15 protein-coding genes are annotated in these 14,709 nt (G+C 63.8%); 10 read left to right on the forward strand and 5 right to left on the reverse strand.

What is annotated here, in order from left to right; all coding sequences use genetic code 11:
• The first annotated feature begins 108 nt into the window (after positions 1-108).
• Positions 109-324 carry a DUF2945 domain-containing protein gene (locus F474_RS02810; protein ID WP_097084049.1) on the forward strand — a complete coding sequence of 72 codons (216 nt, stop codon included), beginning with the start codon at positions 109-111 and terminating at the stop codon, positions 322-324.
• Positions 325-351: 27 nt separating this feature from the next.
• On the opposite strand, the gene F474_RS02815 is transcribed toward F474_RS02810, so the two are convergent.
• Positions 352-1,314, reverse strand: a complete 963-nt coding sequence (locus tag F474_RS02815; RefSeq protein ID WP_097084048.1) for a PHB depolymerase family esterase — start codon at positions 1,312-1,314, stop codon at positions 352-354.
• Positions 1,315-1,483: 169 nt separating this feature from the next.
• On the opposite strand from F474_RS02815, the gene F474_RS02820 reads away from it, so the two are divergent.
• Positions 1,484-3,052: a sensor domain-containing diguanylate cyclase gene (locus F474_RS02820; RefSeq protein ID WP_097084047.1), complete on the forward strand. Its 1,569-nt coding sequence runs from the start codon at positions 1,484-1,486 to the stop codon at positions 3,050-3,052.
• Here F474_RS02820 and F474_RS02825 read toward each other — a convergent pair.
• Positions 3,009-3,701 carry a metallophosphoesterase gene (locus tag F474_RS02825; protein ID WP_097084046.1) on the reverse strand — a complete coding sequence of 231 codons (693 nt, stop codon included), beginning with the start codon at positions 3,699-3,701 and terminating at the stop codon, positions 3,009-3,011. The genes F474_RS02820 and F474_RS02825 overlap by 44 nt on opposite strands.
• A gap of 20 nt (positions 3,702-3,721) precedes the next feature.
• Positions 3,722-4,246 (reverse strand): DUF4946 domain-containing protein, encoded by a 525-nt coding sequence (locus F474_RS02830; protein ID WP_256577677.1) that lies wholly within the window; start codon positions 4,244-4,246, stop codon positions 3,722-3,724.
• Between the two features lie 240 nt (positions 4,247-4,486).
• On the opposite strand from F474_RS02830, the gene F474_RS02835 reads away from it, so the two are divergent.
• The 6 genes from F474_RS02835 to F474_RS02860 all read left to right on the forward strand — a co-directional run bounded on the left by F474_RS02835 (position 4,487) and on the right by F474_RS02860 (position 11,144).
• The gene (locus F474_RS02835; protein WP_097084044.1) at positions 4,487-5,722 is read left to right on the forward strand and encodes a 3-methyl-2-oxobutanoate dehydrogenase (2-methylpropanoyl-transferring) subunit alpha; all 1,236 of its coding nucleotides are present in this window, start codon (positions 4,487-4,489) and stop codon (positions 5,720-5,722) included.
• 10 nt (positions 5,723-5,732) lie between these two features.
• Entirely contained in the window at positions 5,733-6,797 is a 1,065-nt protein-coding gene (locus F474_RS02840; protein ID WP_371916125.1) for an alpha-ketoacid dehydrogenase subunit beta, read from the forward strand.
• Entirely contained in the window at positions 6,798-8,051 is a 1,254-nt protein-coding gene (locus F474_RS02845) for a dihydrolipoamide acetyltransferase family protein (protein ID WP_097084043.1), read from the forward strand. It abuts the gene before it with no gap.
• Between the two features lie 12 nt (positions 8,052-8,063).
• Positions 8,064-9,410, forward strand: coding sequence for a dihydrolipoyl dehydrogenase (gene lpdA / locus F474_RS02850; RefSeq protein ID WP_097084042.1), 1,347 nt, complete (start codon positions 8,064-8,066; stop codon positions 9,408-9,410).
• A gap of 150 nt (positions 9,411-9,560) precedes the next feature.
• Positions 9,561-9,836 (forward strand): DUF2790 domain-containing protein, encoded by a 276-nt coding sequence (locus tag F474_RS02855; RefSeq protein WP_097084041.1) that lies wholly within the window; start codon positions 9,561-9,563, stop codon positions 9,834-9,836.
• 162 nt (positions 9,837-9,998) lie between these two features.
• Complete coding sequence (locus F474_RS02860; RefSeq protein WP_165830257.1) at positions 9,999-11,144, forward strand: MFS transporter; 1,146 nt, start codon at positions 9,999-10,001, stop codon at positions 11,142-11,144.
• Here F474_RS02860 and F474_RS02865 read toward each other — a convergent pair.
• On the reverse strand, positions 11,116-12,069 hold the full coding sequence (locus tag F474_RS02865; protein WP_097084039.1) for a hypothetical protein: 954 nt from the start codon (positions 12,067-12,069) through the stop codon (positions 11,116-11,118). The two genes, F474_RS02860 and F474_RS02865, sit on opposite strands and share 29 nt — an antisense overlap.
• Before the next feature lie 176 nt (positions 12,070-12,245).
• Positions 12,246-13,130, reverse strand: coding sequence for a LysR family transcriptional regulator (locus tag F474_RS02870; RefSeq protein ID WP_097084038.1), 885 nt, complete (start codon positions 13,128-13,130; stop codon positions 12,246-12,248).
• Positions 13,131-13,239: 109 nt separating this feature from the next.
• Between F474_RS02870 and F474_RS02875 the strand changes: the two genes are divergently transcribed.
• Both F474_RS02875 and F474_RS02880 read left to right on the forward strand, forming a co-directional pair.
• Positions 13,240-13,959 carry a pirin family protein gene (locus tag F474_RS02875; protein WP_097084037.1) on the forward strand — a complete coding sequence of 240 codons (720 nt, stop codon included), beginning with the start codon at positions 13,240-13,242 and terminating at the stop codon, positions 13,957-13,959.
• 433 nt (positions 13,960-14,392) lie between these two features.
• The gene (locus tag F474_RS02880) at positions 14,393-14,674 is read left to right on the forward strand and encodes an RcnB family protein (RefSeq protein WP_097084036.1); all 282 of its coding nucleotides are present in this window, start codon (positions 14,393-14,395) and stop codon (positions 14,672-14,674) included.
• The last annotated feature ends 35 nt before the right edge of the window (positions 14,675-14,709 follow it).

Here is a 14,709-nt window from a genome sequence, read left to right on the forward strand (position 1 = left end):
ACCCCTGCGACACCTAAGAGCGCTTCGGAGGGATTTTCTGAACCGGGGATGGTGTTTGATTGCCCATCCTGAATCTACCGAGTGTTTTCCAACCCAGAGGGCTGAAGCATGACCCATTCATTCAAGGCAGGCGATCACGTACGTTGGAACTCGGAGGCGGGCGAAATAGAAGGAAAGGTTGTCAAAGTTCACACCCAGGATCTGACGTTCATGGGCAAACACCGGCCTGCCTCGAAAGAAACGCCGCAATACGAAGTGAAAAGCGAAAAGACCGGCAAGCACGCACTGCACCATGGCGACGCGCTCAAGCACCTCAAGGGGTAAATGGAGTTTGCGCGAGCCCCCATCCTTTCAGCTGCCCGATGGGGCCTGCAGCCCGAAGAAATCGCAGGCCGCCACGGGCGCATCCAAAGCAGCCGTCTGCAGCCCCAGCCCCCGAGGCCCGCGGCCGTTGGGCCGAGGCAAGGCGTGCCCACCCCCACGAACTTCATACAGCTCCACCCGAGGCCCTGCTGAAACTGACCAGCGATGCCGTATGACTTGAGTGCTGTCCCCCTTGCCACTCATCGGCAGCGGCTCGCTGTCGTGGTTGGGGGCTTGGGCCAACGCCGCGAAATGTTCAGCCGTCGCCCTCGCGCTCAGCAATTCACCCCTGGGTGAAAAACCGAACAGGCTCTGGCTACCCCCGTTGAATGCCGTCAAGGGGTCGACCGTGCCGTTTACCATCAGCACCGGCACCATGCGCCGGCGATGGGTAGCCACATCGTTGCCCGGTGCGGGCAGGCAGGCGGCGGTCACCGCGACGCCCTGAACGGCGTCCGGGCGCTCCACCGCCAGGCGCAAGGCCATCTGCCCCCCCGAAGAGTGACCGAACACGAACACCCGCCGGGTATCCAGCCCATGCTCTGCCACCAGTGCCTGGGCAAGGCTGGCCAGATACGCCGAGTCATCGACGCCTTGCTGGCGTGCTGCAACCGGAAGCAATTTGCGGCTGTCGTTCCAGGCGCCTTCGAAAGGTTGCGGATAGGCCACGACGAAGCCACGCTCATCGGCCAGTTGCTCGAAGCGATAGCCGGTGCCGCGGCGTGCCTGTTCAGCGCGTGCGCCGCCGTGCAACACCAGTACGACCCCTGCGCCTGGCGCAAGTGTGGGCGGCACGTAGGCCAGGTAGCGACGCCCCTGGTGCTCCCGCTCGCTGAGCTGCCCGACCGTCTTCACTGCTGCCGGTGCGCGGCCCAGCATGAACCACCCCGCCGCCGCTGCGCACAACAGGCACAACGCCAGGATCACAAACAAAGGTATCAGCAAGAACATGAGCGAGCCCCGTGCCGCAAAAGGCGCGACTTTAACGGTGCTGGCCGGCGCCGTCAAAGAAGCGGCTCAAGCTTTGCCCGGCACGGGCGATAGGCTCTTATAGGCCCTGGCGCCTGCGGCCACGGCTCATTGCTCCAGACTTCTTCGACTACCGACGGTTTGGCCCAGCATGGCGCAAGCGCTTCCACTACAAACTGCCGCTCAACGTCGCACCCGCCTCCTGGCCCTGGTTCTGGTCAGCGTACTGGTATGTGCACTGTTGGGGCTGGACCTTTGGCACAGCTGGACAGCGCGCCGCCAGGCACTGGGCAACGCCCAGGACAATGCCCTCAACCTGGCTCGCTCACTGGCCGAGCATGCCGGCTCAAGTGTCGAGCAGGCCGATACAGTGCTTGCCGACCTGGTGGAGCGAGTACAGGCCGACGGCGCAGAGGGCCCCCAACGTGATCGCCTGCGCCGGCTTATGCAGGCGGCCACCGCAACGCATGCGGCGATCCACGGCTTGTTCATCTATGGCCCCGATGGCAGCTGGCGGGTGAGCTCCAACGATGTAGACCCACCTGCCGCCAATAACGCCGACCGCGAGTACTTCCTCTACCACCAGAGCCATACCGGTGTTGCTGCTCGATTGGGCAAGGTCATTGCCAGCCGCAGCGACGGCACATTGGTCATTCCCCTGTCGCGCCGCTTGAACGGGCCCAATGGCGAGTTCGCCGGTGTGGCGCTGGCGACACTTGAGGTTGCGTACTTCAACGATTTCTACAAGCGCTTCGATCTCGACCCCCTGGGCGTGATCAGCCTGACGCTGGACGACGGTACCCTGCTCGTGCGTAGGCCTTTCGAGCCAAGGCTGGTCAACACCAGCATTGGCAAAGGCCCAATCTTCACCAGCCTGCTGCCGGAAAGCGATAGCGGGGCCCAGATGTTTCCGTCGGTGGTCGATGGCGTTACCCGCATGTATGGCTATGAAAAGGTAAAGGCCTACCCGCTGGTCGTGATCTGTGGCCAATCCGAGCAGTCGGTACTGGCCGCCTGGTACGCCAACCTGTGGCGCACGGCTGGGTTCGTGGGCTTGTTGCTGATGGTCACGCTGCTCTTCGGAACACTGTTGCTACGGCAGTTGCGCCAGACGGCCCAGACCGAGGCGGACCTGCGAAATGCCCACGCAGCGCTGGAAAAACTCGCCATGCAGGACGGCCTCACCGGGCTTGGCAACCGCCGCCAGCTGGAGCTGGCACTGCCTCACGAAATGGGGCGAGCAAGGCGCAGCCAGCGACCGCTGGGGCTGATCATGCTCGATATCGACCACTTCAAGCGCTACAACGACCGTTATGGCCATCCAGCGGGCGACCAGTGCATTCGCAGCGTCGGCCAGGCAGTGCTGGGCTGCGTGAATCGTCCAGGCGATTTGGTAGTGCGCTATGGCGGCGAAGAGCTGCTGGTGCTGCTGCCAGAATCGGACCTTGCCGGCACTCGCCGGGTCGCCGAGCAGATCGTCGAGGGCGTGCGCGGGCTGGCTATCCCCCATCTAGACAACGAGCCGGTGGCCGTGGTGACGGTCAGCGCAGGCGTCGCCGTCTGGCTGGGTAGCGACACCGGGCGCCCGCAGGCAGTGGTGGAAGCTGCCGACAGCGCGTTGTACGAAGCCAAACGCGGTGGGCGCAATCGGATTGCGATTGCCCCCACCAGCGACGTCACGCCGCCACGAACCGCATCGTCGACAGCTCCACCAGCGTGAAATACCCCTCGCTCCAGCCAGCGGTGTCGATATGCCAGACGTTGCCCAGCCGCCTCGGCCGGCGCAGCGGCGTGTGGCCGACGATGACCGCCCGCACATCCCGTACGCCGGCTTCATTCTTGAGCTTGAGCCGTTCGCGCGACCACTGGAACACGTCTTCGATGGCAGGGTCCGGCGGCAGGCGGCCCTGCAGATAGGCCCGTAATGTGGCCCAACTGTCGAACGGGCAATTGGCATGCACCAGCCCGACCAGGCCGCGGCGGGTTTCCACCTCCAGCGCCACCGGCAACTTGCCGAGCCGTTCAGCGAACAACCGTTGGCGCTCCGGCGGGCTGTCGAGAAACCAACCACCACCGGTGATGCGGTAGTCGCGCACATTGAGCTGCGGGTCTTGCTCGACGAACTGGCGGGTCAGCACCTCATGGTTGCCTTGCACTGCGTGAAACCAAGGCTGGTCGAGCCAGGCCAGCGCCTGGTCGCTCTGCGGCCCGCGGTCTACCAGGTCTCCGACGCTGAACAGCCGGTCTTGGCGCGGATCAAAGCCGGCGCGGTCCAGGCTCTGGCTGAGCCGCTCGAAGTGCCCATGTATATCGCCGACGGCAAAATCACGACCCCGGCTGTTGAAACGATAATGTTTGAAACGTGCCACAGCATGCCTCCTTGCGGCGCTCAGGGCGGTGTGCCCAGTACCAGGCTGTTGCGAATGCCGTCGACCTCGGCCTGATGGGCAGCGTACCCGGCCACGGTGCCGGCATAGGACAACGACCACGCGGTGTCTTCACCGCTGGCCGCCACCAGTGTCTGGGTCATGACATGGCCCCCGTTGAGCACGATTTCGCAGGTGGTTTGCGCCGACGCCTGCCGGCCCAGTGTCCCAGCCTTCACCGGCGTGCATGCGCTTTGGTAGCCCTGGCGTTGCAAGTTGACCTGCGTAACCTTGCGCATCTGTAGCACGACCGCCTCCAGGTTGACTGCGTGCCCGGCCTCAAGGGGCGTTTGCGTCAGCTCCACGATCATCTCAGGGTCGCCGTTGGCGTCGGCGCGCACCGCGCGCTCCCGTGTGACGCCGGTGCCTTCGGGGCTAGGGAGGGCCTGCACGTCCCAGCCAGGCGGCCACGCCACTTGCATCTGGCCGGCAAAAGCGGGCAAGGCGCCAAGCAACAACAGCAACGAGGTGGCACGGGTGCGTTTCACAGAAGTGATAACCAGATGACATTGATTGTAACAGTCTGGCAGACGCGCGACCCTGGCAGCAACGCTGGGGGCACTCAATAGGGTCCGAGAGAAATATTCCATTGAGCGGCGATTTTGCAGAACAAATGCCCCAAACCTCGGCGGCGCGGCCCCAACAAAAGACAACTTCACCGCAAACGGCGGCCTAAACTCCAATTCAGATGCACCCTCCCAATAATCACAATACAGGGATGCCACCCGATGACACCTCATCAACCCCTGCGGCTGCATGTGCCCGAGCCTACCGGCCGGCCGGGTTGCAAGACCGATTTCAGCTACTTGCGGGCCACCCCTGCCGGCAGCGCCCCCAGGCCTTCAATAGACGTCGAACCCAAAGACACCGCCGACCTTGCCGTCGGCATGATCCGCGTGCTCGATGAGCATGGGCACGCCCAGGGCCCCTGGGCCGATCACGCCCCGCCGTTGGAAGCCCTGCTGCAGGGCCTGCGCGCCATGCTAAAGACACGCCTGTTCGATGCGCGCATGCTGATGGCCCAGCGGCAGAAGAAGATGTCGTTCTACATCCAGTGCCTGGGTGAGGAAGCGGTGGCGTGCGCTCACACGTTGGCGCTGGACGACAGCGACATGTGCTTCCCCACCTACCGCCAGCAAGGGATCCTCATCACCCGCCAGGTGCCCCTGTTCGAAATGATTTGCCAGCTGTTTTCCAATGAGTGCGACCCGCTCAAGGGGCGCCAGCTGCCGGTGATGTACTCAAACAAGGCCAAAGGCTTTTTCAGTATTTCAGGCAACTTGGGAACCCAATTCGTACAAGGGGTGGGCTGGGCCATGGCCTCGGCCATCCGCGGTGACACACGCATCGCCTCGGCGTGGATCGGTGACGGCGCCACGGCCGAGTCGGACTTCCATACCGCGCTGACCTTCGCCCACGTCTACCGGGCGCCGGTGATTCTCAACGTGGTGAACAACCAGTGGGCGATCTCCAGCTTCCAGCACATTGCAGGCGGCGAGGCAACTACCTTTGCAGGGCGTGGCGTAGGCAACGGCATCGCGTCGTTGCGGGTCGACGGCAACGACTTCCTTGCCGTCTATGCCGCTTCCCGGTGGGCAGCCGAACGAGCTCGAAACAACCACGGCCCCGCATTGATCGAATGGGTCACCTACCGTGCCGGCCCCCACTCCACCTCAGACGACCCCAGCCGCTACCGCCCGGCCGATGATTACGCACACTTCCCGCTGGGCGACCCGATCGAGCGGCTCAAGCAGCACCTGATCGCACGCGGCGCCTGGGACGAAGAACGCCATCAAGCACTGGCCAAGGAACTGGAGCAGGAAGTGATCGCCGCGACCAAGGCCGCCGAGCAGCACGGCACCCTGGGTGATGCCTACATCGCCAGCGCCGCGACCATTTTCGAAGACGTGTACAAAGACATGCCCGCGCATCTGCGCCGGCAACGCCAGCAGATGGGAGTATGAGGCCATGAACATGCCCCATGACATCGACCCGGCGCGGGCCGGCGAAGCGGCCGAACAGGCCACCCAGGTAATGACCATGGTCCAGGCGATTCGCAGCGCCATGGACGTGATGATGGAACGCGACGAGCGTGTCATCGCCTTCGGCGAGGACGTAGGTTATTTCGGCGGCGTGTTTCGCTGCACCGAAGGGTTGCAGGCCAAGTACGGCAAACAGCGCTGCTTCGACGCGCCGATCTCCGAAAGCGGAATCGTCGGCACCGCCATCGGCATGGGGGCCTACGGCCTGCACCCGGTGGTGGAGATCCAGTTCGCCGACTATGTATACCCTGCCTACGACCAGCTCGCCTCGGAGGCCGCGCGCCTGCGTCATCGTTCGGCGGGCGACTTCAGCTGCCCTATTACCGTACGCATGCCTTGCGGGGGCGGCATCTACGGCGGCCAGACCCACAGCCAAAGCCCCGAAGCGATTTTCACCCAGGTCTGTGGGCTGCGCACGGTAATGCCGTCCAACCCCTATGACGCCAAAGGCCTGCTCATCGCCAGCATCGAGTGCGAAGACCCCGTGATCTTCCTGGAGCCCAAGCGCCTCTACAACGGCCCCTTCGACGGCCACCACGACCGCCCGGTGACGCCCTGGGCACAGCATGCCCAGGCTGTGGTACCGCAGGGCTATTACCAGGTGCCGCTGGATAAGGCCGCGATCGCCAGGCCCGGCAACGACCTGACGGTGATCACCTACGGCACAACAGTGCATGTGGCGCTGTGCGCCGCGGCCGAAACCGGCATCGACGCCGAAGTGATCGACCTGCGCAGCCTCTGGCCCCTTGACCTCGACACCCTCGTGGAGTCGGTACGCAAGACCGGCCGCTGCGTGATCGTGCATGAGGCCACCCTCACCTGCGGGCTGGGCGCCGAGCTGCTCTCGTTGGTACAGGAGCACTGTTTCTATAGCCTCGAAGCACCCATCGAGCGGGTCGCCGGCTGGGACACGCCCTACCCTCACGCCCAGGAATGGGCCTATTTCCCCGGCCCGGCCCGGGTAAGCGCCGCGCTCAAGCGCGTGATGGAGGCCTGAATGGGAACCCATGTGATCAAGATGCCCGACATCGGGGAAGGTATCGCTCAGGTCGAGCTGGTGGAATGGCTGGTGGCTGTGGGCGAGACTGTCACTGAGGACCAGGCGCTGGCAGACGTGATGACCGACAAGGCCACGGTGCAGATCCCCAGCCCGGTCAGCGGCAAGGTGCTGGCCCTGGGTGCTGAGCCAGGAGCGGTAATGGCTGTGGGCAGCGAGCTGATCCGCCTGGAGGTAGAGGGCCGCGGCAACGCGGCCGAGCGGCCCGCCGCCCCAGCCTCGGCCTCGGCCTCGGCCGGGCAAGCGCCGGAGGCTATTCCGAGCTCAAGGCCTGAACCGGAGCCAGCACCCCTACAGGCCCCGACACCGCCTTCGAAAGTGCACGCCCAGCCGAGCAGCACCTCACGCCCGCTGGCCTCGCCCGCAGTGCGGCAGCGGGCCATGGAAGCCGGTATCGACCTGGCCAAGGTTCCCGGCACCGGCCCCGCAGGGCGCATCGAGCATGCCGACCTGGACGCAGCACTGGCCTCGAACCGGCCCAAAGCGGCACCTGCCGATGCGATCGAGCTGGTGCCGGTTATCGGCCTGCGGCGCAAGATTGCTGAGCGGATGCAACAGGCTACCCGCAATGCTGCACATTTTTCCTACGTCGAAGAGATCGATGTCACCGCGCTGGAAGCGACCCGAGCCCAGCTCAACACCCGTTATGGGGAAACCCGCGGCCATTTGACGGTGCTGCCGCTGCTTGCCCGCGCGCTGGTGATTGCACTGCGCGATTTCCCGCAGCTCAACGCGCGCTACGACGATCAAGCCCAGGTCGTGGAGCGCTACCGCGCCGTGCACCTGGGCATTGCGACCCAGGGCGATCAAGGCTTACTGGTGCCGGTGCTGCGCCACGCCGAGGCCGGTAGCTTGTGGGACAACGCCCGAGCAATCGCTGCCCTGGCAGACAGCGCACGCCACGGCCGGGCGCCCCGCGAGGCGCTGGGCGGCTCCACCATCACCCTGACCAGCCTGGGCGCTCTGGGCGGCATCGTATCGACCCCGGTGTTGAACCTGCCTGAGGTTGCCATCGTGGGCGTCAATCGAATCGTCGAGCGGCCTGTGGTGGTCGCCGGCCAAATCGTGGTGCGGCGGATGATGAACCTGTCCAGCTCGTTCGATCATCGCGTGGTGGACGGGATGGATGCGGCGCGCTTCATCCAGGCTGTTCGCCTGTTGCTGGAACAACCCGCCCTCTTGCTGGCTGAGTGAAGGAGCATTCCCATGCAAAGAATCGAAACCCAATTGCTGGTGCTCGGCGGTGGGCCGGGCGGCTACGTGGCAGCCATTCGCGCTGGCCAGCTGGGCATCGCCACCACATTGATAGAAAGCACCGCGCTGGGCGGCACTTGCCTGAATATCGGTTGCATACCGTCCAAAGCGCTGATTCATGTCGCCGAGCAGTTCCACCTGTTGCAAGGCGCGGCTGAATTGGGCATCGATACGCCCGGCGCACAGTTGGACATCGAACGGAGCGTGCAGTGGAAGAACGCATTGGTCGACCGCCTCACCAGCGGCGTGGCGGCGTTATTGAAGAAACACAAAGTGCAGGTGCTGCACGGCCACGGCGATATCATCGATGGCAAAACGGTTCAGGTGGGCCAGCTGCTAGTGCAGTGCGAGCACCTGCTGCTGGCCACCGGTTCACAGGCCCAGGCCCTGCCCGCCTTGCCCTTGGGCGGCCCGGTGATCAGCAGTAGCCAGGCCCTGTCTCCCCGTGCGATACCCCGGCACCTGTGTGTGGTGGGTGCCGGCTACATAGGCCTTGAGCTCGGCATTGCCTATCGCAAGCTGGGTGCCCAGGTCACGCTGATAGAGGCCCAGGGCCAGGTGCTACCGACCTACGACGCGCACCTCGTGCAGCCTGTGGTGCAGCGCCTGGAAGCCCTGGGTGTGGCGGTAAGGCTCGATGCGCGCGTCACAGGCTTTCACGATGGCCACCTGCAGCTCGAGCAAGGCCCGCCGCTGGCCTGCGACCAAGTGCTGGTGGCCGCCGGCCGAGTACCGTGCACGTCAGGCTTCGGGCTGGAAAGGCTGGATCTACGCATGGCAGGTCGGGCCGTGGCCATCGATGCACATTGCCGCACCAGCATGCGCAACGTGTGGGCAATCGGCGACCTGACAGGCGAACCCATGCTCGCGCATCGCGCGATGGCCCAGGGCGAAACGGTGGCCGAACAGATTGCCGGGCACAACCGCTGCTTCGAGCCACGGTGCATCGCTGCGGTGTGCTACACCGACCCGGAAATCGTAGTGGCCGGGCTCACGCCCGACGAGGCCGGGCCGGGGCACCGCCAGGCAAGCTTCCCTTTCGCAGCCAATGGTCGGGCGCTGACGCTGCAAGCCGCAAGCGGGTTCGTGCGCGTGGTGGCACGGGATGACGACCACTTGATCGTAGGCTGGCAGGCGGTGGGCACAGGGGTCTCGGAGCTCGCGAGCACCTTTGCCCAGAGCCTCGAAATGGGCGCCCGGCTTGAGGATGTGGCGGGCACCATTCATGCCCACCCTACCCTGGGCGAAGCGATACAGGAGGCGGCAGCGCGGGCCCTTGGCAAAGCGATCCATGCCTAGCCAGGCTCGTTGGAGTGAAGGGAACGTTAAAGCGCGCTATCGAAAAAAGTGATTGCCAACAGCATCGGCATCGATTTCACCTGCAACGGGGTGGCGAGGTTCAATAAGCCCATCGCACCAAACATCCCGTTACAGATGAAGGAGAAACCCATGAAAACCTCGATCGCTCTTGCCGCCCTGACTGCGCTGTTCGCCAGCGGTGCCTATGCTCAGGATGGCGCGGACCGTTCGCTGGCCAGCAACCTGCCTGTGGAGCAGTACCACTACGGCATGAATCTCGATGTTCAGAAGATCATCTCCAAAACCGACATCAGCGGCAAAACCGGTACCGTGCCTGTGACCATGGTTTATCAGGACAGCCAGGGCCAACTGCACAAGTTGCGCTACCTCGAAGTCGGCGGCCGCAACGACGACGCCAACGGTTGATCGACCGCAGCGGTATTCAAGCCAACCAGCGCAGAGCCCGCAGCTCTGCGCTGGTTTTTTGCGTTTAACTTGAAAACTGCGCCGTTCAGCGTAAAGCTTCCCCGCCTAGAGCCCCTCCCGAGCCTTTCTTTGCCTATGTCGCACTCCGCTATCGCAGCGCCCATGACCCGTGCCCGCATCGTGCTGTTCGCCTTTTGCTGCGGGGCCATCGTCGGCAACCTGTATTACGCACAACCAATCATCGACCTGATCGCCCCGGACGTAGGCTTGTCCAGTCGCGGCGCCAGCCTGGTGGTATCGCTCAGCCAGATCGGTTATGCCTTGGGTTTGTTCTTTCTGGTCCCGCTGGCTGACCTGCTGGAAAACCGCAAGTTGATGATAGCGACCGTCGTGTTGGCAGCCATCAGCCTGTTCGCGGCAGCCAGCGCCAATGAGCCAGGCCTCTTTCTGGCGTTGTCGCTGCTGATCGGCTTCAGCTCGGTGGCGGTACAGATCCTCATTCCGCTGGCCGCGCACATGGCACCGGAGGCCACCCGTGGGCGGGTGGTAGGAAGCGTGATGAGCGGCCTGGTTCTGGGCATCCTGCTGGCGCGGCCGCTGTCGAGCTTGGTGGCTGACCATTTCGGTTGGCGAGCCATGTATTTGGCGGCGGCCGCCGCGATGCTGGCGATCATCGGCCTGCTCGCACTTACCGTGCCGGCCTACAGGCCCGCCCACCGTGCCAGCTACGGGCAATTGCTCGCCTCGCTCTGGCATCTGTTTCGCCGCCATGCGCCATTACGCCAGCGGGCGTTGTATCAAGCCGCGATGTTCGGTTGCTTCAGCCTGTTCTGGACCGCCGCCCCCCTGGAGCTGGCCCAGGTATACGGCCTGAGCCAGACCCACATCGCGCTTTTCGCTCTGGTCGGCGCGGCCGGCGCGATTTCCGCTCCCCTGGCCGGGCGCTGGGCGGATGCAGGCCTGACTCGCCCGGCGACCACCGTTGCGCTGGCCCTGGCCGGCCTGTCATTCCTGATCGATGCCCTACCCGGGGCTGGGGTCATCGGCTTGGCGCTCACTGGCGTGGTGCTGGATTTCGCCGTGCAAATGAACATGGTCCTCGGCCAGCGGGTGATTTACAGCCTTGACCCCGCCAGCCGTGCCCGCCTTAACGGTTTATATGTCACCAGCCTGTTTCTGGGGGGCGCCGTAGGTTCGGCGGTCGCCAGCCCGCTGTACGCAAGCTATGGCTGGAACGGCGTTATGATCGTGGCCATCGGGGTGTCTGCCGCCGGCTCGGTCACCCACCAACTGCTGCAGTGTCGCTGACCGCTGCCTCGATTGCCCTCACCCCCCCACCGCATGGGAAGCCCACTTCGAAGCAATCCCGTACAAGCGAGGGTGGCAGGTAGCTGCCCGGATAGAGACGATTGAATCGGCGTTGGGCCTGAGACACTCGCCGGGCGATTGCTTCGACCGCTTCACCGGTAGCATCCATGACCGGGACAGCGCCCGTATCGCCCCAGCGAGGCAGCCCATCGTCAACTGCTTTTGCAGAAAAGAACACCGTTGCGTCGGTTTGGAAGCAAGCTCGCTGGAGATCCCAGATCAGCCGGCTGTGGGCGATGGGTGCGCAGCGGCCATCATCCAGCGGATAGCGCCAGGGCATCGCCACCACCGCTCCCGGTCGGATCCGCTCAATCAGCGCGCAAAGCCACTGAGCACTCCAAGGCACCTGGCAAGGGTCTAGCGAGCAGTAGGCAACGTCGGCACGTTGCTCCAGCGCCATGGCGAGCTCGATCAGTCTTTCCGAGGTGCAATCGCCCTCCAGCCGTAACAGGCCCCTGAATCGGCGCAGCGCAGTCCCGTGCTGACCGCTACCGGGCAGGTGCTTATCATCGAAGACCCGAACGAAGTGCTCCCCCCTGCGCAATTGCGGGAACCGCGGGTGTTGCTGAAGGCGGTCGGGGCGCAGCATCAGGTGCAATTGGCGACGCAGCGGCCCCGCCGCTTCAGGGCGGGTGCTGGCCTGCACTTCGATGAAAGCCGGGCAACCGCCGGCCGCCCATTGCCGGGCGTCAGGCAGCTCCACATCGATAGGCTGCAATGGCCCCGTTTCGCTGGAGAACCCGTAGAGCCGATAACCGCCACCTGGCTCCAAGTCACAAGCACTGACCATACAGCCGCGCACGAAGGTGTCATGTACCAGCGTCTCACGGCCGTGAGAGCGCAACTTGAACAGCTTCAGGTTCAAGGGGGCGCAGGGCCCAGGCGCCACGTAGAGGATATGAACTCGCCCGACCGCAGTTCGGCACCACCAGATACGCGTGTGATTCCGCACGATCGTTAACCTAATTACCTTGATTGAGCGATGGTATCTCCATCGAAAAAAAGGCATAACTGTCATATGTGACAGCACAACCGTCATTCTTAGCCGCAGCCTAATGCCTGTTGTAGATAGGTCACCAAGGCCTGCACCGCGATAGCACTTTGGCGATGGCGCGGGTACAGCGCAGATAGCCGCAACGGCGAAGGCCGCCAATCGTCCAGCACCCTGACCAGGCGACCATCGCTCAAGGCCGATGCAACGATGAACAAGGGCAGATGCGCGATACCCAGCCCGGCTGCGGCCGCTTCACGCAGAACTTCCCCATTATTGGCACGTAACCGGCCGGTAACTCGATGGTTCAGCACTTTGCCGCCACGCTCGAAGTGCCAGGTCTCGTCGCCCCCGTGCCCATAAGGCAGGCACCGATGGCGCTCAAGCTCAGCCGGGGTAGCCGGCAGCCCGTACTCGGCCAGATAGATTGGGCTGGCACACCAGACCCGCTCGATGTCGGCGATCCCCCTTGCCACCAGGCTGGAATCTTCCAGCGCGCCGATGCGCAGCGCTAAATCGAAACCTTCGGCCAGCAGATCGACGTTGCGGTCGCTCAATTCCAGCTCCACCGAAACCTGTGGGTACGCCTGCAGAAAGGCCGGCAACAGGGGGCTCAGGTGCTCGACGGCGAAAGATAACGGCGCACTGACCCGCAAGGTGCCCTGAACGGCACCCGCGGCCCCGGTGATGCTCTGCTCCACCTGCTCCAGATCTGCCAGCAGCCGCAGGGCCGCATCGTAATAAGCCTGGCCCAGCGGCGTCACCGCGAGCCGGCGCGTGGAGCGGTTGAGCAAGCGCACGCCAAGCCGGGCTTCCAGCGCCATGACCCGGCGGCTGACCCACTGCTTAGAGGCGCCCAACTGGTGCGCCGCGGCAGTGAAGCTCCCCGCGTCGAGCACTTGGGTGAACAAGCGCATGTCTTCATAAGGGTTCATGACCATCTCATTGTCCACTGGATAGCGACAGTATTACGCCGATCGGCAACTTAATGAATAGCGCTCACCACAGTAGACTAGGGTCATTCATTACTCGAAGGAGGTTCACATGTTGACCCTGCGCAAAAACACCGACCGTGGCCGTGCCGATCATGGGTGGCTCAAGTCCTGGCACACGTTTTCCTTCGCCGGCTACCGTGACCCCCGCCAGCAAGGTTTTTCCGACCTGCTGGTGATCAACGATGATCAGGTCGCTGCGGGCCAGGGGTTTGGTGAGCACCCGCACCGAGACATGGAGATTTTCTCCTACGTACTCGAAGGTGCGCTTGAGCACCGCGACAGCCTGGGTACCGGCTCGGTCATCCAGCCCGGCGACGTGCAGCTGATGAGCGCCGGCACCGGGGTTCGCCACAGCGAATACAACCCCAGCGCCGAACAGGGCGTTCACTTCCTGCAGATCTGGATCGTGCCCGCCGAGCAGGGCGCGCAGCCGCGCTATCAACAGAAGCATTTCAGCCCGGAGCAAAAGCGCGGGCAGCTGTGCCTGATCATCTCGCCAGACGCCGATCAAGGCGCCTTGCACGTTCGCCAGGATGCCCGTGTTTATGCCGGGCTTTTCGATGGGCAGGAGCAGGCACACCTGGCGCTGGGGCCCAATCGCTACGCCTACGTTCATTTGGCGCGTGGCGCGCTGAGCGTCAACGGCCAGACGTTGCAGGCCGGCGATGGGCTGCGGGTACGCGACGAGACCGTCTTGCACCTCAGCCAGGGCAACGATGCCGAGGTGCTGGTGTTCGACTTGCGCCCCAACGAATTGCCTGGCGGGTAAGCACGACGTCAACTGATACGCTTTTTTGATGAACATCTGCCGCTGTTACTCATTTCATCCCAGGGGCATGATGAGCCCATTCCAAACCCATACCTTTCTGGAGGTGCACCTTGGACGGTCTCATCATGGCAATCATCATTGCCGGCACACTCGGCTCCTTCGCGTACACCATGTACCTGATTCACAAGTCCAGCCAAGACGGCAAATAAGCTCGCTTCGAGGGTTTCCCAGCGACGGGGAACCCCCGCCCTTCCCGCACCCTGCTCCCCTCGCGGCTCCCTCGGTAGCCCTCGCCGATCGATCGCGCAGCCAGCACTCAACGCCTACGGCATCCTCATCAGGCAGTTGCGCTGCTACAGTAACCGCCAAGATGGCTGGGCCTGAAACCGGCCTTTATCCCGTCCTTTTCAAGCGGTGAAACTCGGAGCACTCAATGAACCGAACCCCTCTCATGGCAAGCCTGGCCCTGCTTGGCTGCCTTGCAAGCGCCCCGGCGCCGGCACAGCCCGTACTCATCGAGCGCAGCCCTCCGGTTCAGGTAGGCGACCAGGCCCCAGACAAATTCCTCAAGCCTGAAATGGCCGTGCGCGATTGGCAGCAGCGCAGTCTTCCTAACCCTGGTTTTGGTACGCAATGGGTACAGATCGACGACCAAGTCGTGCGTGTCGATCGCACCAGCGGGACCGTCGTAGAGGTGCGGGCGCAGGTCAACTGAGCCTTTCAGCGCTGTGCAAAAAAGTATCAGCGCTG

It is taken from the genome of Pseudomonas sp. URIL14HWK12:I12 (assembly GCF_003097135.1).
GTDB lineage: Bacteria > Pseudomonadota > Gammaproteobacteria > Pseudomonadales > Pseudomonadaceae > Aquipseudomonas.

Bases quoted from the DNA above. Each gene is read 5' to 3' on its own strand.
- F474_RS02810 (WP_097084049.1), top strand. From the start codon at position 109: ATGACCCATTCATTCAAGGCAGGCGATCACGTACGTTGGAACTCGGAG.
- F474_RS02815 (WP_097084048.1), bottom strand. From the start codon at position 1,314: ATGTTCTTGCTGATACCTTTGTTTGTGATCCTGGCGTTGTGCCTGTTG.
- F474_RS02820 (WP_097084047.1), top strand. From the start codon at position 1,484: ATGGCGCAAGCGCTTCCACTACAAACTGCCGCTCAACGTCGCACCCGC.
- F474_RS02835 (WP_097084044.1), top strand. From the start codon at position 4,487: ATGACACCTCATCAACCCCTGCGGCTGCATGTGCCCGAGCCTACCGGC.
- F474_RS02840 (WP_371916125.1), top strand. From the start codon at position 5,733: ATGCCCCATGACATCGACCCGGCGCGGGCCGGCGAAGCGGCCGAACAG.
- F474_RS02845 (WP_097084043.1), top strand. From the start codon at position 6,798: ATGGGAACCCATGTGATCAAGATGCCCGACATCGGGGAAGGTATCGCT.
- lpdA (WP_097084042.1), top strand. From the start codon at position 8,064: ATGCAAAGAATCGAAACCCAATTGCTGGTGCTCGGCGGTGGGCCGGGC.
- F474_RS02855 (WP_097084041.1), top strand. From the start codon at position 9,561: ATGAAAACCTCGATCGCTCTTGCCGCCCTGACTGCGCTGTTCGCCAGC.
- F474_RS02860 (WP_165830257.1), top strand. From the start codon at position 9,999: ATGACCCGTGCCCGCATCGTGCTGTTCGCCTTTTGCTGCGGGGCCATC.
- F474_RS02870 (WP_097084038.1), bottom strand. From the start codon at position 13,130: ATGAACCCTTATGAAGACATGCGCTTGTTCACCCAAGTGCTCGACGCG.
- F474_RS02875 (WP_097084037.1), top strand. From the start codon at position 13,240: ATGTTGACCCTGCGCAAAAACACCGACCGTGGCCGTGCCGATCATGGG.
- F474_RS02880 (WP_097084036.1), top strand. From the start codon at position 14,393: ATGAACCGAACCCCTCTCATGGCAAGCCTGGCCCTGCTTGGCTGCCTT.